Origin of the sequence: Gordonia sp. CPCC 205333 (genome assembly GCF_048537885.1) — a bacterium.
Classification (GTDB): domain Bacteria; phylum Actinomycetota; class Actinomycetes; order Mycobacteriales; family Mycobacteriaceae; genus Gordonia.
In genome coordinates this window covers 527,378-547,135 of the sequence record NZ_JBCLVI010000002.1, presented here as the reverse complement: position 1 = coordinate 547,135, position 19,758 = coordinate 527,378, and the positions used below count along the sequence as shown (strand labels likewise).

The following is a 19,758-nucleotide window of genomic DNA, read 5'->3' as shown; positions in this document are numbered from 1 at the left end:
GGTTAGTCCCAGCTCAGCCCGCCGCGTCGCCATTCATAGGCGTAGGCGACCGATACGTTGACGATGAACAAAGTCATGGCGGCCAGGCCGAACCAGCCGAGGGAATCGAAGGTGACCGCCCACGGATAGAGAAAGACGATCTCGATGTCGAAGATGATGAAGAGCATGGCTGTGAGGTAGTACTTCACCGGTATCCGCTGGACGAAGCCAGCGGTTGGCGGAAGTGGCTCGATGCCGCATTCGTAGGCTTCCAACTTGGCACGGTTGTACCGTTTTGGACCGACGGCCGAGGCGATGAACACCGAAAAGACCGCAAACGCCAGTGCAATTGCGCCCAATACCAAAATGGGAATGTAAGCGTTCATCTGCTGCCAAGCCCTCCGCTAGTCTTGATGCGCTGAGCTGACCGACGCATCCGACGTCATGCTTGTGACCTACCGCACACCCTACTCACGAGAAGGGGATGCTGTGTTGGATTTGCTTGTTGACGCGAAGGGGATCTGTGCGGCGCGGCGTCGGAAGGCCATAATGGCGCTGTGACCTACCAGACACAGAGCGCTTGGCGCGAGATCCAGTCGTTTCTACCGTCCGACTACCAAATCCCGGAAGACGACGAGCCCGCCGAGGAATGGTGGGACCACCAGGGACACTCAATCCACCTGGATACATACCGGAATTCCGATGCGGCGGTGAAGGTGATCCTGTTTCACGGCGTCGGCACCAATGGGCGTCAGATGAGCATGATTCTGGGTCGCCCGCTCGCTCACCGTGGCCTGGAAACAATTGCCATCGACATGCCGACCTTCGGTGTCACGTCAGTTGCTCCCGACAGCGTGGTCACCTACGACGACTGGGTCGACATCGGCTCGGCACTGGTGCAGCGCGAACTGGCCCGCGATGATCGCCCGATCGTCCTCTACGGTCTTTCCGCAGGAGGGGCGGAGGCGTTCCACGTCGCGGGTCGCGGTGGTGTTCGTGGCATCGTCGGGATGACTTTCCTCGACCAGCGTGACCCGCGAGTTGCCCGGGACACGTCACATGATCCAGTTACCGGCCGCCTCGTCCCAGCGCTGAAAGCGCTCGCCAAGACGCCGTTGCGCAAGGTGCGTATCCCGATGAGGCTCGCGTCGAAAATGCGGACGCTGGTGAACGATCCGGCGGCGTTGAAGGCTTTCTACCGGGACAAGAGTTCGGCCGGGAATTCGGCGACCGTGGCATTCCTCGACAGCTATATGCACTATCGGCCCGACGTCGAGCCCGCCGACTTCGACGTGTGCCCGGTGCTCCATACGCAGCCGGCCGATGATCGCTGGACGCCGGCCGAACTATCCGAACCGCTGCTGGGGCCGATTCGCAAGGTGGAGGTCAACACCCTCACGCTGACCAATGCTGGCCACTTTCCGATCGAACAGCCGGGGCTCGATGAGCTGGTTGCCGCGGTCTACGATTTCGCCATCCGGGTGTCAGCAGGCTGCTGAGACGTCAAAGCTGTTGCGGTGGTGGCAATCTCGCTCTACAGCAGCTTGCTCATGATCTGTGACAACGCGATGGGGTCGATCGGCAACTTCGCCGTCGCATCCGCGCGGGACCAATCCGCGAGCCATCGGTCGGCTTCTCGGGCGATAAGAACGACAAGTGGCGGACACGGATCGTATTCGTCACGGATCTGTTTGGCCACGCCCATTCCGCCGACCGGAGTGGCTTCGCCGTCAAGGATGGCGATGTCGATCGCATGGGCGTCGAGTTGGGTGAACACCATTGGTTCGGTGGCTACTTCGACGTAGTCGAGGTCGGGCAGATCCGGGTGTAGTGAAGTGCCCAGCGCGCCGATCACTTGGGCACGAGTGCGGGCATTGTCGGAATAGACCAGCACACGGAGGGTGACCCGGTCGGTATCCGACGCGGATTCGGTTGGCTGGCTCACGGCCCCGATGCTATCGAGTTATGAATTGTCCGCGGGACAGAATCGCCGCATGGCGGCTAGAGTCACGCTCTGCCGACTGATTGCGGCACCGGCGCAGCGGATTCGGCGACTGTCACCGGGTTATGCATAGCCCCGTCGAGTACTGGTGATTGCGCGCCGGGCTTGCGGCGCAGCTTCAACTCGCTGACCAGCACACCGGCGATAATGAGCGCCGCACCTACCAATGCCAATGGTCCCAATCGATCTCCGGCGAGTCGCCCAAAGATGGCGCCCCACACCGGTTCGCCGGTGTAGATGATGGTCGCGCGGGTCGGCGATACGGTTCGCTGGGCCCAATTCATGGTCAATTGGATGAGGCAACTGGCCGCGCCCATGGCGAGTGCCGGTCCGAGCCACCACCACGAGAAGGCCGGCACCGATTCGCCGACGACCGGCATCGCGACCAACGCGACCGACCCGGCGACGAAGAGTTGGATGATGGTTACCCGTCCGAGATTCGCCTTCCCCGCGAAGGAACCGATGAGGATGATTTCCGCGGCCATCGCGACGGCGCCGAGGAGCGTGGCAATTTCGCCGTGGCCCAGGTGGATCCCGGCCGCACTGGGGCCGGCCAAGAGGACTAGGCCGATGAAAGCGAGGCCAATGCCCAACAGTGTCATTACTTTTGGCGTCTTACGAAAGACGGCCCACATTAGCAGCGGTACCAGCGGAACATAGAGGGCGGTGATGAACGCCGACGTGCTGGCGTCGACAGTTTGCAGTCCGTATGTTTGCAGTCCGTACCCGATCGTCATCGTGACGCCGATGGAAATGCCGGCGACGAGATCTGTTCTGGTGATGGTGGACAGGGTTCGGTGAAACACCACGGCGGCGATTGCGGCAGCGGCCAGGAACCGGACAGCGATGAAGAACAGAGGGCCGCTGTATGCCATCGCCTTCGCGATCACCACGAACGTCGAACCCCACACCACGGTGATCACTATGAGTGACAATTCCGGTGGCGTGAAGGGGAGGCGGTGAAGCCGCGCGCGGACAATGTGCAGCATTCTGCACACTCTAAGGGAAAACGCTAAGAATGTGCAAATAAATGCACTCTCTGGTGATCTGACCCACAGCGGGGATGGTCTGCGCAATTAGGGTCGCCTGCCGATAGGGTTACCCGCATGTCCGATGACAAGTCCCCCGACGTCCTCGCGCACGTCGGCGCCAACGTGCGGCGGTTACGCGGCGGCGCCGGACTCAGCCAGCAAGAACTCGCCGATGCCGCAGGCGTGAGTCGCCGCACGGTCATCAATCTCGAAGCGGGGCAGGCGAATGTGAGTCTGTCCGCCCTCGACACTCTCGCCGAAGCCTTGGGCACGACCTTCGTCAGTTTGGTGATCGCACCGAGTGCGACGCGGGAGAAGATCGACGAATTAATGTGGCGCGGAAGCGATCCCGCCAGTCATGCGACACTGCTCGGAAGTGCGCCCGCGCAAACCGAGGGGCAGTTGTGGTGGTGGAGTCTGGGCGCGGGTGATCGCTACGACGCCGAGCCGGACCCGGCGGAATGGCACGAAATGGTTTTCGTGACCGGCGGATCGATTGTGCTGGAACTGGAATCGGGGCATGTTGAGCTAGCTGTCGGTGGGCATCGCACCTACAGCAGCGCGCAACAGTACGCATATGTGAATACAGGTGCCCAGGTCGCGACCTTCTTACGGGTGGTGCTGGCCTAGCCGTTCGACTGTGCCCGGCTGTGCTCGAAGGTCAACTTCGACGTTGCGTTCACCGAGCCGCGCGCTGATTCGAATGTCGGTGGCACCAGCAGCCGCCAGATAGTTGGCCAGCGTGGACAGCAGTAGGTCCTCACGTCCTTCGAGGCCGGATACCGCTGCTTGTTTGACGCCCATCCGGCGGGCAAGTTCGGTTTGAGTCAACTTGGCGGCCCGACGGATCGCCGCAAGTCCCACCACGTTGTCTCGGTCGTACGGTCTGCTGCCGGTCCGAGTCTTCGAGGTCGCGACGTGCGGTGGTGCGGATGCGGGAAGCTCCTTTAGAAGCGCACCGGCGTGGACGCGATGGGTCCCTCGGCGAATCGCTCCAAACGGTACGCGTGGCCGGACCGGTTCGCCTGTGCTGTCGGGTACGGGAACCAATAGTTGCTATCGAGCCAGGTCTGGAAGACCAGCGGTACCGGTTTGTCGTAGCCGATGACGCGAACAGTGTCGGACAGGGTCATCTTGAAGTCGGCAACCGTCTTGCCGTCGATGGAGAACACCGTCTTGGATCCGGTGGCGGTTACTGAGTAATCATGGCTGCGGTCAAGCAGGCTCATCGACAGCGGCACAACCCTGGGGATGAGATTGTTCTCCGTCTTGATCATCGCGAAGAAGCCTTTGGGGAGGCCGCCCGCGATATGTTCGGCGATCGGCTTCAGCTGGGTGGTGAGTTTGCCCAGCGTGGAGTCGGTGTCGTTGTAGAAGAACCACGCGACCTGCAACTGAGGGTATTCAAGAGTTCGAGAGGCGACGCCCCAGCCGACGGTACCGTTGAGACCCCTGATGCGATCGCCGTTGACCCGGACCGTCGAGCGAAGCCCCTTGGTGAAGGCGATGCGCGAAATAATCTCGGCGTTGTTGACTCCCTGCTTGTTGGACGGGATGGCGAGGTTGAGGCCATCGCGGCCGAACCGCAGGTTCCCCCGGCCGACGTTGTAGTTACAGAAGTTGACGTTGTCGGGCCGGGCGAAGTCCGTCGCGTAGGGTCGGGGCGTTTTGACGACCTTGGTGCCGAAGTAGATCTGATTCTGCAGGCCGACAGCATTCTTGCCGCACGGTGCCAAGCCGCCATCCGCGGGAGGAGCAGCGATGCCTGGGGATGTGCCGGTTACGAGTGAGATTCCCGCGGCCACCGCAATAGTGAGTAGCGCTGTCCGAAAAGCTTTGGCGGACATGAAGTCCCTTTCACTCGTCCTCGACTGGAGGCGCTCCTCGCCGGAGCGCCGCTCACGAACCATATCGGCAGATGGCGGTTGTTACCCAGACATGTGTCGGTTATCCGAATGGATACGGCAGCTATCAAGGGCCGGGTGCGCCGACGACTATGCGACCGGCTCGACGACGCTGGCCGGCAACGCGCTGATGACAGCTGCCGGTGCCGGCACGGGAAGCAGGGGTAGGCGCACCATTGGGCTCGATATTCGCCCGGTCGCATGCAGAACTGCTTTGATCGACGTCGGGTTCGGTGTAGACATCAGGGTGAGTGCGGGCGTGACCAGCTGGTTTCCAATAGCGCGGGCGCTGGCGACATTCTTGTTGTGCCACAACCTATATAGCGTGGCGAACTCGGCCGGATAGACATTCGCGGTCGCTAGGATAGCGCCGTGCGCGCCCATCGCGAGTAGGGGCGAGACAAGGGTGTCTTCGCCAGCGAGAACTGAAAAGCCCTGCGGCGCATCGGCGATGAGTTGTGCAGTATCGGTGTCGACTGATCCGACGGACTGTTTGATTCCGACCACGCCCGGCAAGTCCGCGATTCTCAGAATCGTCGGTACCCCAAGAGCTTGACCAGTTCGATACGGCACGTTGTAAATGATCAGCGGAATTGGGCAGTGCTGGGTGAGGTACTCGAAATGTGCGACGACCCCTTCCTCGGACGGCCGTGAGTAGTACGGCACCACGGTGAGGAACGCCGCTATTTCGGTTGAGCCGCAAAGTGATTGGATCAACGTCCGCGTGCCGAGAGTGTCGTTGGTACCCGCGCCGACGATCAGCGGCGACCCGTGTTCGGCACACGCCTGACCGCAGGTCTCGACAACGCGTCGCCGCTCGTCGGGCGACAATGTCGCCGACTCGGCTGTGGTTCCGAGTGCGACGATGCCGGCGGCGCCCTCGTCGAGTACATGGTCGGCAAGGCGCCGTAGGTCGTCGATCGCGATGGTGCCGTCGATGTCGAATGGCGTGATGAGCGGGACGAAGATCCCGGTGAGTGGAGGCTGCATGGGGATAGCGTTGCGCGAAATTCAACGAAGGTCTAGTTAACTTATTGACTGATCGACGTAAGATCAACTTATGCTTGATGTGCGCAGGCTTCGACTATTGCGGGAACTGAATCACCGCGGCACGATTGCCGCGGTCGCCCACGCCCTGTCCTACACGCCGTCCGCAGTGTCGCAACAACTGTCCGCACTCGAGCGGGAGACCGGCCGGGCTTTGCTCGCGCGTAGTGGTCGTCGCGTAACCCTGACACCGCAAGGTTTGCGGTTGGCAGAACATGCCGAAGCCGTTCTCGCAGAACTGGAACGGGCGCAGGCATCTTTGGTCGACCAACGGGAACTATCGGGAACGGTCCGGCTCGGAGCCTTCACGACAGCGTTGACGAGGCTCGCGATACCGGCGATTGCCGGATTAGCGCGGATATATCCGGACTTGTCGATCGAAGTTACCGAAATGGACCCGGCTGCGGGGCCGGATATGTTGCGCGGCAACCTACTTGACCTCGCGCTGATCCATGAGTACGACAATGTGCCCTCGACATTGGGTGCAGGAATCGAAGCAGATCCGCTACTGGACGAAGTGGTGTTCTTCGCGTCGACGACGCGGCCGCTCGTCGAACCGGGCGACATCATCCGCGCGCATGCGTCGAGCCGCTGGATCGTCGGGAATGCGGGGACCCTATGCCACACGATGGCTGTACGCAGTTGCCAGGCAAGCGGATTCGAGCCGACCGTGGCCCATCGAATCGATGATTTCGACGCGGTGCTGCGACTGGTGGCGGCGGGCGGGGGAGTTGCGTTGGTGCCGCAGTTGGGTGTCAACGAAGTGCCAGACGGCGTGATGCTGACGCCGCTGGCTATCCGCCGACAAACTCGGGTCGCCTATCGACGCGGTAGCGGGGAACAACCCGCACTGGCAGCGGTGTGCGACCAATTGCGTTGGGCCGCAGGGAGGGCAACCAACTGAGGGTGCGGCTGCGCGCTGAGATTGTTGTTTCGCGTGGCTCAATCGACCGGGCGCTCGTCGAGCATGGGTACCAACACCCACCGGGCGATCTCAGTCATCTGCGCGTCATCGTCGGCGTCGATGACGTGGCTTGGTATCGCCAGAAACGACGCGGTTACCCGAACCATCATCTCGGCGACGATATCCACATTCACACTGTCGGCGACGTGGCCGGCGAGTTGTTCGCGACGCAACTGCCCCGCGACGAACTGGCGCACCACCGCGACCATATGCCCGCCGTCGCCTATCATCGAACTCGTCAGCAGATCAGCTTCGACCGCTAACAAGCCGCGCAGCAACGGGTTTCGACGCATAACGCGCAATGAACTCACAAAGCCGACCACGACCCGATCGGCGACTGTCTCGGCGTCGCCGATGTCGAGAAGGAACTGGTCGAAATAGTCTCGGAATTCTCGCAGCGTTACCTCTTCGACCAGAGCGTCCTTGGTAGGGAAGCGCCGATAGACCGTGATGCGGGCGACTTTCGCACGTCGAGCGACGTCGTCCATCGTCGAATGTCGGATGCCGACCGTGCTGAACTGATCACGCGCCGCGTTGAGGACTCGGATCCGAATGTCGTCGCTGGTGTCAGGCTGTTCCATAGCCTCGGTGAGCACCCGTGCGAGCATTGCCGCCGATCCGGTCTCGCCAGCGGGTATTGCGCCATCCATGAGTACTCCTTGCTGCCCGGTCAGATGATCACCCCGCTAACACGGTGTATACCACCTGGCCGGTAAGCCAACTCGAGACGGCTGGTCACCTCGCTTATGTGCCGGACATTCGCTGGTCGGTCTACCAGGGGCCGTAGCCGGATGACCCGACGTCGAGACGGTTCAGCAGATCTTGAAGTGCAATCCAGAAATCCATGTGATTCTCCTATTCTCAGAACTTTCGATTCATAGTTGGAATTTCGATGCTTATCGGCATTCTCAATTCGGACATGTACCAAAGGACAAATTGGCGCAGAAACTCGTCGAACATCCAATAGGCATTGTCCATTGGCGGGGCCGCGCCCAGTATTCCTTCGCGGACCGCGATAAACGGCGCCCAGCTGAATTCGAGTAGCGGACTCCATACGGGTTCGCGGGGGATCTCGATCCAATTGGCGACTTTGTCACCCAAGATGAAACGGGTGAACGCGCCGAGGATGGGCGCCGACAGCATGGTGAGGTCGAGATCGGCACCAAGGTCGAGAAGATTCTTCGCGAGGACGGTGCCCTCCGGCGTCGGCGCGAGTACCGGCGTCAGCACCTTCTTGGCCTGCGCGTTGGCATCTTTCCAGGTGGCCGGGATGTACTCGTCGCGGATGCCCAGGAGGTGTCCGCAGACCTGCCAACTGTGTAGATAGCCGGTTGACTCATTCGCCGGCGTCGGGACACCCCATTTCACCAGGTTCTGCATGATCGTCGTGGGTAGGCTGTGCCAAGTGACCATCAAGTCGTCCTGGCTGATCGGGATAGCTTCTTTTGGCCAGTGGGGGGACTGCGGAAGCAGGTGTCGAACCGCCGCGTGAATCATTCTGGTTTTGACGCAGGTTACGGTCATCTGACCTTTGGGACCGTAGGCATTGACGGTACCGATGTCATATCCCAGCTTGGCCGTCTTGGCGATCCGGTCTTTGAAATACTTGCCGCCCTGTGAGTAATAGACCGCACGTGCCTCATGCGGAATGACCGTGGACATCATCCCGCTGGCGAAGGCGTATAGCACCGAAATGAGGGTGCCGTGTTTCTTGTTGTATTCGAATCCGGCGGCGAGTTTTCGATGGTCGGTCCACTCGGGCAATTTCCGCGCGTACTCGATGAAGTCACGCAATTCATTCGGGATGCCGCTGGGCAGCTTCTGGTCGTTCTGCACCCAGTCACGTAACGCCGCGTTGATCTTGGGAACATTGTGATGCTCGATGACATTGGCGATCACCTTGTCCGCCTCCGGATCCCACACTGTCCGTGGATCCGCGCCGTAGCCGGTATGCGCTACCGAGCCCTTGGGGGACCACGACCACGGTTCGGCCCGGGCCGGCCGCGCGGCCAGTGACATCCCGCCAAGGGCTGCCAGCATCCCTCCGCCGCCCAGCTTCAGAGCGTCACGTCTGCTCATTCCACCGCAATCCATCAGAATTCCTCTCACCCGACTGAGATACATGCGTACGCAGTTTGTATCTTCGTATCTCCGATGAAAGCACAGGCGCAGTCCGAGTGAGTGAGATTCGGCGAGACTGGCAACACAATTGCAGGGCCATGTTGCGCAGGCCACTCACGAAGATGCTTCTATGGAAGTGATTAGCATCCGCGAATATGAGGAGACGACATGGCGAAAACCCGACTGACCTGCCCGTGCGGTGAGCAGATCAAAGGAGCCACCGAAGATGAGTTGGTGGAGTCGGTACGCACGCACCTGAAGGAGAATCACCCCGACCACGACTACACACGCGACGAGATCCTGTTTATGGCGTACTGACCCGAGGTCAATGGGCGGTCGAGAACCCCGACCGACGCTGGTAGGTCTGCAATGCGAGCGCGACGATCTGATCGATGAGATCGGAGTAGCTCAGGCCGGACGCCTCCCACATCTTGGGATACATCGACGCCGGAGTGAAACCCGGCATGGTGTTGATCTCGTTGAGTAGCCAACCCCGGCCCGGCTCGCCGTCGGGTCGTGACTGTTCGTAGAAGAAGTCGACGCGGGCCAGGCCGCCGCATCGCATGGCGGTGAACGCACGCACGGCGAGTTCGCGAACCGCGTCGGTATCCTCAGTGGACAATTCGGCCGGAATTACCAGTTGGGCCGCACCCGTGACGTATTTGTCCTCGTAGTCGTAGAACTCGCTGCCGGGCACGATCTCCCCTGGCAATGACACCTCGGGCAGCGCGTTGCCCAGGACCGCGACCTCGATCTCACGGGCGACGACCGACTCTTCGATCACCAGAACATCGTCGTAGCGCAAGGCCAGGTTGATCGCGTCATCGAGCTCAGTTTGGTTGTGCGCCTTGGTGATTCCGACCGATGAGCCCATATTGGCCGGTTTGACGAAGACCGGCAGACCGAGTTCTTTCTCGACCTTCCCGACGATCTCGCGAGCGTCATCGACGCCGTCGCGGAACTGTACCCAGCGACACTGCGGGATGCCGTGGTACGCCGCGAGGTCCTTGGCGATCGCCTTGTCCATGCAGACCGCGGAGCCGAGAACGCCGGATCCGGCATAGGGAAGCTTGAGCAGTTCCAACATGCCTTGCACGGTTCCGTCCTCACCGTGCGGACCGTGCAGCAATGGCAATACAACGGTCTGCTGATCCGACGACCCGTCGCGCAGGATGGCGATCGGATCGACTTCGGTGCCCTCGGGAGATAGCGAGTTTGGAAGATCGATGTCGCCGGCCAGCGCCGCGATCGCCTTGTCCTGTCGGAACCAGCCGCCGTCGCGGGTGATCCCAACTGGAACGATGTCGTATTTCGTACGGTCTGCTGCGGCCAACACGTGCGCCGCCGTCACGCATGACACATCATGTTCGGCCGACACACCGCCGAACAGAACGACCAGGCGCAGGAGAGGGCCGGGGGCAGAGCCAGCGGCCGTCGGGTCAGAGGTCATGAGTCACCACGATACGGCGTGGCGGTGACGGCCACCCGGCGCGGGTTAGGCCACCTTGTAGCGTTGAAGGGTGCATTTCACGGCGAGCGACATTGCAGCGGCAACCGGCGGAGAACTGATCGGCCCCGACACCACGGTCACCTCGGCCGCGATCGACTCTCGCGTCTTGACGCCGGGTCAGCTGTTCGTACCGATCGTCGCCGAGCGGGACGGCCACGACTTCATTCCGACAGCCGTCGCCGCCGGCGCGACGGCGTATCTGACCAGCGAAGACGTCGAGTCCGCGCCGGGCGTTGCGGCCATCCGCGTATCCGACACCGCATCAGCGCTTGCTGACCTTGGACGGGCGGCGCGGCGTCGTGTTCCAGGACGCATCGTCGGCGTCACCGGGTCGGTAGGCAAGACGTCGACCAAGGATCTGCTGTCGGGGGTGCTGGCCTCGACGTATCGCACCGCAGCCAGCGAGAAGTCCTTCAATAACGAGTTGGGGTTGCCCCTGACGCTGCTCGGCGCTCCCGACGACACTGAAGCCGTCGTACTGGAAATGGGCGCCCGCGGCATCGGACATATCGCGACGCTCTGCGATATCGCCGAACCCGACGTGGGAGTACTCACTCGCGTCGAAGGTGTCCATCTCGAGTTATTCGGTTCGATCGAGGCTGTCGCGCAGACGAAAGGCGAGTTGATCGCTTCGCTTCCCGACGACGGGGTGGCCGTACTCAACGCCGACGATCCCAATGTACTGGCGATGCGGACGCGGACGTCGGCGCGTGTGCTGACCTACGGATTATCAAGCGGCGTAGATGTTTTCGCCGACGACGTGGTGCTCGATGACCAGTTGCGCGCATCCTTCGTGTTGCATACCCCGTGGGGCTCGGCGCCCGTCGCGCTGGGCGCGCGCGGCGAACATCAGGTGCCCAACGCGCTTGCCGCGGCGGCAGCCGGTGGAGGCCTCGGGGTGACCGTCGAGTCGATCGTGACCGGCCTCGCCGATGCCGCATTGTCGGGTCTGCGGATGGAACTGTCGACCCTGGGCTCCGGGCTCACCGTCATCAACGACGCGTACAACGCCAACCCGACGTCGATGGCCGCGGCTTTGCGGTCGCTGGCTCGGCTCGACGCGCGACGTCGGGTCGCGGTGTTGGGGACGATGGCCGAACTGGGGCCAGATGCGCCCGCGGCCCACCGCGAAATCGCCGCGCTGGCAACGAGTTTGGGGATCAACGTCGTCGCAGTTGCGGAGCCGGGCTATGGCGACGGGGTGACGCACGTCGGCGACGTCGAAGCCGCGGCTGATGCGTTGGCCGGCCTCGGTGCGTCAGATGCGGTGTTGGTCAAGGGAAGTCGAGTAGCCGCCCTTGAGCGAGTGGTCGGGCTGCTGGGGCCCTGATCCTCGCGGCCGCCGGGTCGCCCCGGCCCCGCGAAAATCGTCCGAATAGATGCCCGGCTAGGGCAATATGCCCTTGCCGAGTACTTATTCGGACGAAATTCTCGGAGCGGGAGGCGCTCAGTCGCGGGACAGTAGTGGCTCTAGCTTCTTTGTCTTTTCCGGCGACCACCCGGGCGGCTGTAAGATCTGCGCCCACGCGTAGGGCACCGCGCTCAGATAGTGGTGGCCGTGACCGTCGGGCACATTCACCGCGACCGCCATGTCGGCTGAAAGCTGGAGGAAGGACACAATCGGAATCCAGCGAGTTGAGCCCAGGACATCCGACCCGCGCTGCTCCTTGAGCCAATCCGGTTCGCTGAACAGAAGACCGGGATTCCACCAGGTAATCGGGTCGGATGCGTGCTGCAAGTACACGATTCGATTGCCCGGCCACGGTGCGTTAGGACGTCCGAGGTCATTCTGATCGGCGATAAAGCGCACCTGCTTGCCGTCGTTGAAGATCGGCTTCACCTCCGGACTACCGGCCTGCCGATTGCCGGTTGTGTCCAGCCATAACTGATTGTTGAAGGTCGGGCCGGAAAACAAGGCGCCGTCGGTGCGGGCCGCGATCGTGGGGATGGAGCCGAAAGGCGCTTCGCCGGAGAAGGATCCGAGGCTTTCGCCGAAGATGACGAGCTTTGGTCGCTGCGCTTCGGGAATCGCTCGAACCTTCTCGCTGACAGCCTCGAAGATCGCGATGCCGGCCTTCCGGGCGCGTTCACTATCGACGATGAACGATAGCCAACTCGGCAGGAACGAGTATTGGATCGACACGGTCGCGACGTCACCGTTGTACATGTACTCCAGCGAGTCGACCATCGACTTGTTGATCCAGCCGCTGCCGGTGGTTCCGCCGACCGCGATCACCTTGCGGCTGAACGCATTCGTGCGCTCCAGTTCTTTCACCGCCAGATCGGCGGCCTGATTGACGTCGTCGGCCGAATCAAGCCCGGCGTAGGCGCGGATCGGCTCGATGGCGGGCAGTCCGTTGAACTCCGAAAGTTGTTGCACCGTAGGACCTTTTGATACGAATACCCGACCCTCGCGGCCGAGTGAATCCCATGTTACGAGCGATCCGGGGCCGCCTGAGCGCAGCGTCGATGTCGGAGGTGCGCTGTCAGCTTTGGTCTCGTTGTTGGCAGCCGAGAACGACGAGTTCAGAGCCTGCATCGCATAGTTCGCGAAGACGCCGTTGACGATGAAGATCGTCAACACTACGACGATCGCAGCACCGACGACCGCGGAAACACGCGGTGGCGCAACACGATTGAGTTGATGCACGAGCCACTTCAGACCCGATGCCCACGCCTGCCCGAGACTCATCAGGATTACGAAGACGATCAGTGCGACGATCACCACGAGTGGATAGGCGGTCCAGCTGAGATGATCGACGCCCATCAGGTCGCGCAGCTCGTCCTGCCACCGCGCGAACCAGTACATCATGAAGGCGGTGCCACCGAGCCCGACGACACCCAGTCCGGTCCACCACCAGCGAGACGGAGTGGGCCAGGGGTCCTTGCGCGACAACATGAATCGCGCCAACCAGGTCAAGAACGCGCCGACCGCGTAACCGATCGCCGCTGAGCCACCACTGACGGCCCCCTGGAAGAACCACCCGCGCGGCAGCAGCGACGGTGTCGCCGATGCCCAGAGAAGTAATAGTGCTCCGACGAGTCCGCCGTACGAATATCGCCGGATGTGTCGCGACCACCAGGACATCAAGCGCTCGCCGCGCGACGGCGTCGGATCAGCTGCGGTGGAGTCCGCGGGCGACGTGCCTTCGGAGACAACATCTACCGGCGTCGAACTTTCCGTCGGCTCCGAGTTATTCGCCTCGCCAACGTCTTCCGTCGGATCGTCGGATGTCGATGTCATAGGATCGCCCTTTCGCCGTCGGACGAAAAGTCCGGCGCGGTCACCGTATCAAGTGACCGCGCCGGACCGCATCGACTACGACCAGGTGAGCGCTAACTCCAGGTGGCCTCGGTCGCACCGTGCGCTCGAGCATTCGCGACGATGACGTCGTGCAGCCACTGAGCCAGCCCCGGGGCCTGATCGTCGTAGTAGCGGGTGAATCGCTCGTCGGCGACGTACATCTCGGCCAGACACCACTGCATTTCGTAACTGCAATCGTAATGTGCGCCGATGCTCTCCCGGTGCGCCGCAGCGATCTCGGCGGCTTCGACAGTGCCCGGCTCGACGCCGGATCGAAAAGCGTCGGCAATTCGTGCCAGCAGCGCGTCGTTCTCGTCCTTGAGTCGTTGCCAGTCCTCTTTGGTGTAATTCGCGGCGCGCTGTTGGCTTTGCTTCCAGGCGTCGGTGTCACCCCACCGTTGCTCGGCTTCTGCGGCGTATTCATCACCGGGCCAGTTGTCGCCGAATATCTCTGCCTGTTCCTCGGTGGTCAGGTTGATCCCGGATTTCTTGCTGTTCATCATCTTCTCCACTGCGCCGACCATGCGTTGCAAGTGACCGATCCTCTGCTGCAGCAACTCGTGCTGACGTCGCAGATGTGTCATCGCATCGGCGGACGGATCGTCGAGCAGGGTCGAAATCTGCTCGAGCGGGAAACCCAACTCACGGTAGGTGAGTACCTGCAGTAGCCGTTCGACGTCGCTGTCGGCGTAGAGCCGATAGTCAGCCGGACTGCGCCGGGACGGCACCACCAGACCGATTTCGTCGTAGTGATGCAGAGCGCGGACGCTGACGCCGGTTAGTTTGGCGACGTCGCCGACGGTGCGGGCTTTCGTTTCACTCACAACGACCACCTTCGGGCCTCACGTCGCGTGAGGGTCAAGACACTATTTGGCGACCAGCCCGAACGCGTCGTCGCCTTTAACGCATTTGGCCAGTACACCGGAGGTTTGGGTGGGGCCACAGTCCCAGCCGGACACTGTCTGGTTGGCACCGGTGGCGATCTTCGGACCGTATTCGCCCGCGATCTTCTTGGCGGTGTCGCAGGTGACCTTGCCGTCGAGGATGACGATCGTCAGCGCGCCGTCGGGGCCCTTGGTAAGGCCGCATTGAGTGCCGGCAACGACCGACGTTTGCCGCTCGGCCGGGATCGACGACGGTGGCGCCGCTGGTTTACGACCGCCGACGGTGCTGGCGGCGGTACTCGACGTCGTGGTCGGCGCCGAGGTGGCCGATGTGGAAGTCGGTGACTCCGCGGCTTGCTCCTCGCTGCCGCATCCGGCGAAAACGAGGCAGACGGCACCGGCGACAACAGCCGAGGACAGGAATTTCGCGACGCGTGACATGGGGTCAAGGATAACGAAGCGCCGCGATGAGTTTGGGGGTCGGCGGATTACCTGGGAAGATGCTGGCCGTGACTGCACCCGCTGAACAACAAGACGGCAACCAACCGCGTCGCGCGCCCGGTTTCACCCATGGCACTTCCTTGCCGGGGACACTGGGCCGGACCGGAGTCATCTCGACGCCGCATGGTGACATCGCGACGCCGGCTTTTGTGCCCGTTGGTACCAAAGCGACAGTCAAGACGGTTCTGCCCGAAGCGGTCGCGTCGTTGGGGGCTCAGGCGGTCCTCGCGAACGCGTATCACCTCTACCTGCAGCCGGGATACGACATCATCGACCAGGCCGGTGGCCTGGGCGCCTTCATGAATTGGTCGGGTCCCACGTACACCGACAGCGGGGGCTTTCAGGTGATGTCGCTGGGAGCCGGGTTCAAGAAGGTCATCTCGATGGATGTGTCGGGGCAGCAGGACGACGACAAGATCGCCGAAGGTCGTGAACGACTCGCTCGCGTCGATGACGACGGCGTGACTTTCAAATCCCACCTCGACGGTTCGACCCATCGTTTCACCCCGGAACTGTCGATGCGGATACAGCACGGGCTAGGCGCTGACATCATCTTCGGCTTCGACGAGCTGACCACGTTGATGAATACCCTTTCCTACCAAGAGAATTCGCTCGAACGAACGCGGCTGTGGGCAATTCGCTGCCTGGCCGAACACAACCGACTGTCGGTCGAACGAGCGCATCGGCCGCAGCAGTCGCTTTGGGGGGTCATTCAAGGGGCGCAGTATGAGGACTTGCGCCGAAAAGCTGCTCGCGACCTCACCGCGATGTCGGAGCAAGACGTGGCCGACGGCGGGAAAGGCTTCGGTGGCTTCGGGATCGGCGGCGCGCTGGAGAAGCAGAATCTCGGGACGATCGTGGGATGGGTGAATTCTGAACTGCCGCAGGATAAACCGAAACATCTATTGGGTATTAGCGAACCCGATGACATCTTCACCGCCATCGAGAACGGTGCGGACACCTTCGATTGCGTGTCGCCGACGAGGGTGGCGCGCAACGGCGCGATCTACTCCCTCGATGGCCGGTACAACGTCACCAATGCCCGCTTCCGTACGGATTTCGGGTCACTGGATCCGGAGATCGAGAACTACACTTCGCAATACTCCCGGGCGTACCTGCATCATCTGTTCAAGGCCAAGGAAGGATTGGCGGCGACGTTGGCGACGCTGCACAACGTGTCATTTGTGATCGATATGGTCGACGGTGCGCGAAAGGCGATCGAGAACGGCGAGTATTTCGAGTACCGGGATGCGTTCCTGGGCAGGTACTACGCGGGGAAGACGCCGTAGCTCGGTGTGTAGCTGACTAGACCCCGTCGAAGATCCAGGGGTCGCGGGGCAGGTGCGCTGAATCGAAACGTGCGGCGGCTTCGACCAGCGACAGCGTTTCCCCCGGACTGGCCATGCCCAACGACCGCCAGATCGCGGCAAGGACCTGCGCCGCCGAAATGCCGGCGTCGCGAAGGTCGGCCAAGGTAACGGCGCCATCCCGCTTAGATAAGCGAATCCCCTTGGTATTCAAGACCATTGGCACATGTACGTAAGTCGGTGCTTGATGACCCAACAACGTTGCGAGATACGCCTGTCGTGGCGCCGACGAGATCAGATCGTCGCCGCGCACCACCTGATCGATCCCAAAGGCCGCATCGTCGATAACGACTGCGAGGTTGTAGGCGGGAGTGCCATCGTTACGGCGAATGACGAAATCGTCGACGGCCCCGATGTATTCGCCGTAAAACTGGTCGCTGACCGCGAATTCGGTGGTCTCCGCGCGAATCCGAATTGCCGGTGGTCGGCCCCCTCGGCGCTCGTCGCGTTGCGCAGCAGTGAGATTCGCACATGTTCCCGGATACGCTCCCGGCGGCGTGTGCGGTGCCGAGGGAGCCTCCAGAATCTCCCGGCGCGTGCAGAAACATTCGAAAGTTCGACCGTCGCCGGTCAGTTGGGATACGACAGCGTCGTAGATCGCAAGCCGCGTTGTCTGGTAGGTGACCGGCGGCTCCCAGTCGAGACCGATGGAGCGCAGGTCGTCGATCTGTCGTTGATCGGAACCAACGGCGGCACGGTCGAGGTCTTCCATTCGAAGCAGGAACTGGCGGTTGGTCGTCCGCGCGAACAGCCAGGCGAGCACTGCGGTCCGCAGATTGCCGATATGCAGGTCGCCCGACGGCGACGGCGCGAAGCGCCCGGCCGGCAACGGCGCGGAGCGCCCGCCAGACAAATCGCGGCGCACCTGGGAAGTATCCATTGCCTCGACCCTACAAGTGCAAGGATGGTGGGCGTGGATCTCCCCGTGATGCCGCCCGTCGCACCGATGCTCGCCAAAGCCGTGGCCAAAGTCCCTGCCCAGCCGGATGATCCGGCCTACTCCTATGAACCCAAATGGGATGGCTTTCGCGCGTTGATCTTCCGCGACGGCGACGACGTGGTCATCGGCTCGCGTAGCGGCAAGGACCTCGCTCGATACTTCCCAGAGGTCGTCTCGGCGGCGAAGGAACAACTGCCGGACAAGGTGGTGGTTGACGGTGAGATCGGAGTGCCAGCGAAGATCGGCGGTGTTCATCGGCTCGACTGGGACTCGTTGTCGCAGCGCATTCATCCGGCAGAGTCGCGGGTGACGATGCTCGCCGAGACCACGCCGGCCATCTTCATCGGCTTCGACGCGCTGGCGCTCGGAACGGCAGATGTGACCGGCGAACCGTTTTCCGTCCGACGCACCGCGTTGCTCGACGCGATCGGTTCCACCGACAGTTCCTCGACTCTGCGAGTCAGTCGGGTCACGGCCGACCCGCAGCGGGCAACCGAATGGTTCTCCGCGTTCGAGGGTGCCGGGCTCGACGGTGTGGTCGCCAAGCCGTTGGGTAGCCACTATCTGCCGGGCAAACGAGAGATGTTGAAGGTCAAACACAAACGGACCGCTGACTGTGTTGTCATCGGATACCGCGTACATAAGAGTGGAACCGGACTCGGCTCGATGCTGCTCGGGCTCTACCAGGACGGGGAAATGCGGATGGTCGGCGGGTCGGCCGCCTTCAGCGACACGAAACGCGTTGAGCTGCAAGAACAATTCGAGCCGATGCGGCTCGACCCGGAGAAGACGGCACCGGGTGAGGTGAATCGATGGCGATCATCGGCGACCGGAGAATGGATCCCGATCCGGCCCGAGCTGGTTGCCGAATTCGCCTATGACCAAATGGAAAGTCATCGGTTCAGGCATACGGTCAAATTCCTCCGCTGGCGCCCCGACCGCGAACCGGAAAGCTGCGGCTACGGCCAGTTGGAAGTGCCGCTGACCTATGACCTCCATGACGTACTGGAAGGAATATCCTGATGGCGACCCCAGCCGAACAGCTCGACGTCGACGGCATCTCCGTGCGAATGAGTAACCCGGACAAGATCTACTTCCCTGAACTCGGTGAAAACGGCGGCCGCAAAAGGGATTTGGTTGGCTATTACCGGACGATGGCGTTGGGAGACGGGGTCTCACCGGGGTCGCTTATGACCGCGCTTCGCGATCGGCCGACCTTCCTACAGCGGTTCCCGGACGGCGTCGAAGGTGAGCAGATCTATCAGAAACACATCGCCAAGAAGCGGCCGGAACATGTTGAGTCCACCCGGATTACGTTCCCATCGGGCCGTACTGGTGACGCGATCCGCCCACGAGTTCCGGCCGATGTCGTGTGGGCGGCGAACCTGGGGACGTTCACGTTCCACACCTGGCCGACCTGGGCGCCGGGAGCGCACGGGTTTGAAGGTGAGGCGCCGGGAGCGTCGGCGAGCGGGCCCGATCTCAAGTCGGACAATGATCATCCGAATCAGTTGCGCATCGATCTCGACCCTTCTCCCGGTACGGATTTCGAGGATGTGCGCCGCGTCGCCGTCGAAGTTCTGAATCCATTGTTGAACGAGCTAGGTTTCACTGGCTTCGCGAAAACATCGGGCAGTCGCGGCATCCACGTCTACGTGCCGATCGAGCCGCGGTGGGATTTCATCGCGACCAGGCGCAGCGTGATCGCACTCGCGCGAGAGCTGGAGCGTCGAGATCCCGAGCGCATTACGACGTCGTGGTGGAAAGAGGAGCGAGGGAGTCGGATCTTCATCGATTTCAACCAGAACGCGCGTGACCGGACGATGGCGTCGCCATACTCGGCGCGGCGGACTCCGACCGCGATGGTGTCGACGCCGGTGACCTGGGATGAACTGGTCGACGTCGATCCGCGCGATTGCACAATCGCGACGGTTCCCGCGCTAGTGGCAAAACGCGGTGACCCATGGTCCGAAGTCGATTCCGCAGCAACGGGAATCGAGGCTTTGCTGGAGATGGTGCAGCGCGACGAGGCTGATGGTCTCGGCGATATGCCCTATCCGCCCAGCTATCCCAAGATGCCGGGGGAGCCGCCGCGGGTGCAGCCGAGTAAGAAGGTGGCTGAGCACTGGGATGAGCAGGGCAACCGGATAGCGGAGTGAGCACAAGGGACCATAGTCCCTTCTGTCGCACGGGTAGCTAAGGCT

Annotated in this window: 21 protein-coding genes; 8 read left to right on the top strand and 13 right to left on the bottom strand. The window is 62.1% G+C overall.

Annotated elements, in window-relative coordinates:
• Window positions 1-2: 2 nt before the first annotated feature.
• On the bottom strand, window positions 3-365 hold the full coding sequence (locus AAFP29_RS08180; protein ID WP_419216841.1) for an NADH-quinone oxidoreductase subunit A: 363 nt from the start codon (window positions 363-365) through the stop codon (window positions 3-5).
• A gap of 171 nt (window positions 366-536) precedes the next feature.
• On the opposite strand from AAFP29_RS08180, the gene AAFP29_RS08175 reads away from it, so the two are divergent.
• The gene (locus AAFP29_RS08175; protein WP_419216840.1) at window positions 537-1,478 is read left to right on the top strand and encodes an alpha/beta hydrolase; all 942 of its coding nucleotides are present in this window, start codon (window positions 537-539) and stop codon (window positions 1,476-1,478) included.
• 35 nt (window positions 1,479-1,513) lie between these two features.
• On the opposite strand, the gene AAFP29_RS08170 is transcribed toward AAFP29_RS08175, so the two are convergent.
• The gene (locus tag AAFP29_RS08170; RefSeq protein WP_419216839.1) at window positions 1,514-1,924 is read right to left on the bottom strand and encodes a hypothetical protein; all 411 of its coding nucleotides are present in this window, start codon (window positions 1,922-1,924) and stop codon (window positions 1,514-1,516) included.
• A gap of 62 nt (window positions 1,925-1,986) precedes the next feature.
• Window positions 1,987-2,970, bottom strand: a complete 984-nt coding sequence (locus AAFP29_RS08165) for a DMT family transporter (RefSeq protein ID WP_419216838.1) — start codon at window positions 2,968-2,970, stop codon at window positions 1,987-1,989.
• A gap of 117 nt (window positions 2,971-3,087) precedes the next feature.
• Here AAFP29_RS08165 and AAFP29_RS08160 point away from each other — a divergent pair, with 117 nt between their 5' ends.
• On the top strand, window positions 3,088-3,642 hold the full coding sequence (locus AAFP29_RS08160) for a helix-turn-helix domain-containing protein (RefSeq protein WP_419216837.1): 555 nt from the start codon (window positions 3,088-3,090) through the stop codon (window positions 3,640-3,642).
• Here the strand turns inward: AAFP29_RS08160 and AAFP29_RS08155 are convergent.
• From AAFP29_RS08155 to dapA, 3 genes are all read right to left on the bottom strand, one after another.
• Window positions 3,622-3,876, bottom strand: coding sequence for a helix-turn-helix domain-containing protein (locus AAFP29_RS08155; protein WP_419216836.1), 255 nt, complete (start codon window positions 3,874-3,876; stop codon window positions 3,622-3,624). The genes AAFP29_RS08160 and AAFP29_RS08155 overlap by 21 nt on opposite strands.
• 83 nt (window positions 3,877-3,959) lie before the next feature.
• On the bottom strand, window positions 3,960-4,859 hold the full coding sequence (locus AAFP29_RS08150) for a hypothetical protein (RefSeq protein WP_419216835.1): 900 nt from the start codon (window positions 4,857-4,859) through the stop codon (window positions 3,960-3,962).
• A 147-nt stretch (window positions 4,860-5,006) separates the two neighbouring features.
• Window positions 5,007-5,906, bottom strand: coding sequence for a 4-hydroxy-tetrahydrodipicolinate synthase (gene dapA, locus AAFP29_RS08145; protein WP_419216834.1), 900 nt, complete (start codon window positions 5,904-5,906; stop codon window positions 5,007-5,009).
• Between the two features lie 70 nt (window positions 5,907-5,976).
• Here dapA and AAFP29_RS08140 point away from each other — a divergent pair, with 70 nt between their 5' ends.
• Entirely contained in the window at window positions 5,977-6,867 is an 891-nt protein-coding gene (locus tag AAFP29_RS08140) for a LysR substrate-binding domain-containing protein (protein ID WP_419216833.1), read from the top strand.
• A 38-nt stretch (window positions 6,868-6,905) separates the two neighbouring features.
• On the opposite strand, the gene AAFP29_RS08135 is transcribed toward AAFP29_RS08140, so the two are convergent.
• Entirely contained in the window at window positions 6,906-7,577 is a 672-nt protein-coding gene (locus tag AAFP29_RS08135) for a TetR/AcrR family transcriptional regulator (protein WP_419216832.1), read from the bottom strand.
• Between the two features lie 211 nt (window positions 7,578-7,788).
• Entirely contained in the window at window positions 7,789-9,006 is a 1,218-nt protein-coding gene (locus tag AAFP29_RS08130) for an oxygenase MpaB family protein (RefSeq protein ID WP_419216831.1), read from the bottom strand.
• Between the two features lie 210 nt (window positions 9,007-9,216).
• On the opposite strand from AAFP29_RS08130, the gene AAFP29_RS08125 reads away from it, so the two are divergent.
• On the top strand, window positions 9,217-9,366 hold the full coding sequence (locus tag AAFP29_RS08125; protein WP_419216830.1) for a DUF1059 domain-containing protein: 150 nt from the start codon (window positions 9,217-9,219) through the stop codon (window positions 9,364-9,366).
• Between the two features lie 7 nt (window positions 9,367-9,373).
• On the opposite strand, the gene AAFP29_RS08120 is transcribed toward AAFP29_RS08125, so the two are convergent.
• Window positions 9,374-10,498, bottom strand: a complete 1,125-nt coding sequence (locus tag AAFP29_RS08120; protein ID WP_419216829.1) for a D-alanine--D-alanine ligase family protein — start codon at window positions 10,496-10,498, stop codon at window positions 9,374-9,376.
• Between the two features lie 70 nt (window positions 10,499-10,568).
• Here AAFP29_RS08120 and AAFP29_RS08115 point away from each other — a divergent pair, with 70 nt between their 5' ends.
• Complete coding sequence (locus AAFP29_RS08115) at window positions 10,569-11,888, top strand: UDP-N-acetylmuramoyl-tripeptide--D-alanyl-D-alanine ligase (RefSeq protein ID WP_419216828.1); 1,320 nt, start codon at window positions 10,569-10,571, stop codon at window positions 11,886-11,888.
• A gap of 117 nt (window positions 11,889-12,005) precedes the next feature.
• Here AAFP29_RS08115 and AAFP29_RS08110 read toward each other — a convergent pair whose 3' ends face one another.
• The 3 genes from AAFP29_RS08110 to AAFP29_RS08100 form a co-directional block, all read right to left on the bottom strand.
• Window positions 12,006-13,802 carry an alpha/beta hydrolase gene (locus AAFP29_RS08110; protein ID WP_419216827.1) on the bottom strand — a complete coding sequence of 599 codons (1,797 nt, stop codon included), beginning with the start codon at window positions 13,800-13,802 and terminating at the stop codon, window positions 12,006-12,008.
• Window positions 13,803-13,894: 92 nt separating this feature from the next.
• Window positions 13,895-14,695 (bottom strand): MerR family transcriptional regulator, encoded by an 801-nt coding sequence (locus AAFP29_RS08105; RefSeq protein WP_419216826.1) that lies wholly within the window; start codon window positions 14,693-14,695, stop codon window positions 13,895-13,897.
• A 33-nt stretch (window positions 14,696-14,728) separates the two neighbouring features.
• Window positions 14,729-15,187, bottom strand: coding sequence for a hypothetical protein (locus AAFP29_RS08100; protein WP_419216825.1), 459 nt, complete (start codon window positions 15,185-15,187; stop codon window positions 14,729-14,731).
• A gap of 59 nt (window positions 15,188-15,246) precedes the next feature.
• Between AAFP29_RS08100 and tgt the strand changes: the two genes are divergently transcribed.
• Complete coding sequence (gene tgt / locus AAFP29_RS08095) at window positions 15,247-16,536, top strand: tRNA guanosine(34) transglycosylase Tgt (protein WP_419217246.1); 1,290 nt, start codon at window positions 15,247-15,249, stop codon at window positions 16,534-16,536.
• A 16-nt stretch (window positions 16,537-16,552) separates the two neighbouring features.
• Here tgt and gluQRS read toward each other — a convergent pair whose 3' ends face one another.
• Window positions 16,553-17,494 (bottom strand): tRNA glutamyl-Q(34) synthetase GluQRS, encoded by a 942-nt coding sequence (gluQRS, locus tag AAFP29_RS08090; RefSeq protein WP_419216824.1) that lies wholly within the window; start codon window positions 17,492-17,494, stop codon window positions 16,553-16,555.
• 33 nt (window positions 17,495-17,527) lie between these two features.
• Here gluQRS and AAFP29_RS08085 point away from each other — a divergent pair, with 33 nt between their 5' ends.
• Together AAFP29_RS08085 and AAFP29_RS08080 are read left to right on the top strand one after the other, a co-directional pair.
• Window positions 17,528-18,577, top strand: a complete 1,050-nt coding sequence (locus tag AAFP29_RS08085) for an ATP-dependent DNA ligase (RefSeq protein WP_419216823.1) — start codon at window positions 17,528-17,530, stop codon at window positions 18,575-18,577.
• Entirely contained in the window at window positions 18,577-19,713 is a 1,137-nt protein-coding gene (locus tag AAFP29_RS08080; protein WP_419216822.1) for a DNA polymerase domain-containing protein, read from the top strand. Before AAFP29_RS08085 ends, AAFP29_RS08080 begins: the two co-directional genes overlap by 1 nt.
• The last annotated feature ends 45 nt before the right edge of the window (window positions 19,714-19,758 follow it).

Coding starts and splice junctions, on each gene's coding strand:
- AAFP29_RS08180 (WP_419216841.1), bottom strand. CDS start 365: ATGAACGCTTACATTCCCATTTTGGTATTGGGCGCAATTGCACTGGCG.
- AAFP29_RS08165 (WP_419216838.1), bottom strand. CDS start 2,970: ATGCTGCACATTGTCCGCGCGCGGCTTCACCGCCTCCCCTTCACGCCA.
- AAFP29_RS08160 (WP_419216837.1), top strand. CDS start 3,088: ATGTCCGATGACAAGTCCCCCGACGTCCTCGCGCACGTCGGCGCCAAC.
- AAFP29_RS08150 (WP_419216835.1), bottom strand. CDS start 4,859: ATGTCCGCCAAAGCTTTTCGGACAGCGCTACTCACTATTGCGGTGGCC.
- dapA (WP_419216834.1), bottom strand. CDS start 5,906: ATGCAGCCTCCACTCACCGGGATCTTCGTCCCGCTCATCACGCCATTC.
- AAFP29_RS08140 (WP_419216833.1), top strand. CDS start 5,977: ATGCTTGATGTGCGCAGGCTTCGACTATTGCGGGAACTGAATCACCGC.
- AAFP29_RS08135 (WP_419216832.1), bottom strand. CDS start 7,577: ATGGATGGCGCAATACCCGCTGGCGAGACCGGATCGGCGGCAATGCTC.
- AAFP29_RS08130 (WP_419216831.1), bottom strand. CDS start 9,006: ATGAGCAGACGTGACGCTCTGAAGCTGGGCGGCGGAGGGATGCTGGCA.
- AAFP29_RS08125 (WP_419216830.1), top strand. CDS start 9,217: ATGGCGAAAACCCGACTGACCTGCCCGTGCGGTGAGCAGATCAAAGGA.
- AAFP29_RS08120 (WP_419216829.1), bottom strand. CDS start 10,498: ATGACCTCTGACCCGACGGCCGCTGGCTCTGCCCCCGGCCCTCTCCTG.
- AAFP29_RS08110 (WP_419216827.1), bottom strand. CDS start 13,802: ATGACATCGACATCCGACGATCCGACGGAAGACGTTGGCGAGGCGAAT.
- AAFP29_RS08100 (WP_419216825.1), bottom strand. CDS start 15,187: ATGTCACGCGTCGCGAAATTCCTGTCCTCGGCTGTTGTCGCCGGTGCC.
- tgt (WP_419217246.1), top strand. CDS start 15,247: ATGCTGGCCGTGACTGCACCCGCTGAACAACAAGACGGCAACCAACCG.
- gluQRS (WP_419216824.1), bottom strand. CDS start 17,494: ATGGATACTTCCCAGGTGCGCCGCGATTTGTCTGGCGGGCGCTCCGCG.
- AAFP29_RS08080 (WP_419216822.1), top strand. CDS start 18,577: ATGGCGACCCCAGCCGAACAGCTCGACGTCGACGGCATCTCCGTGCGA.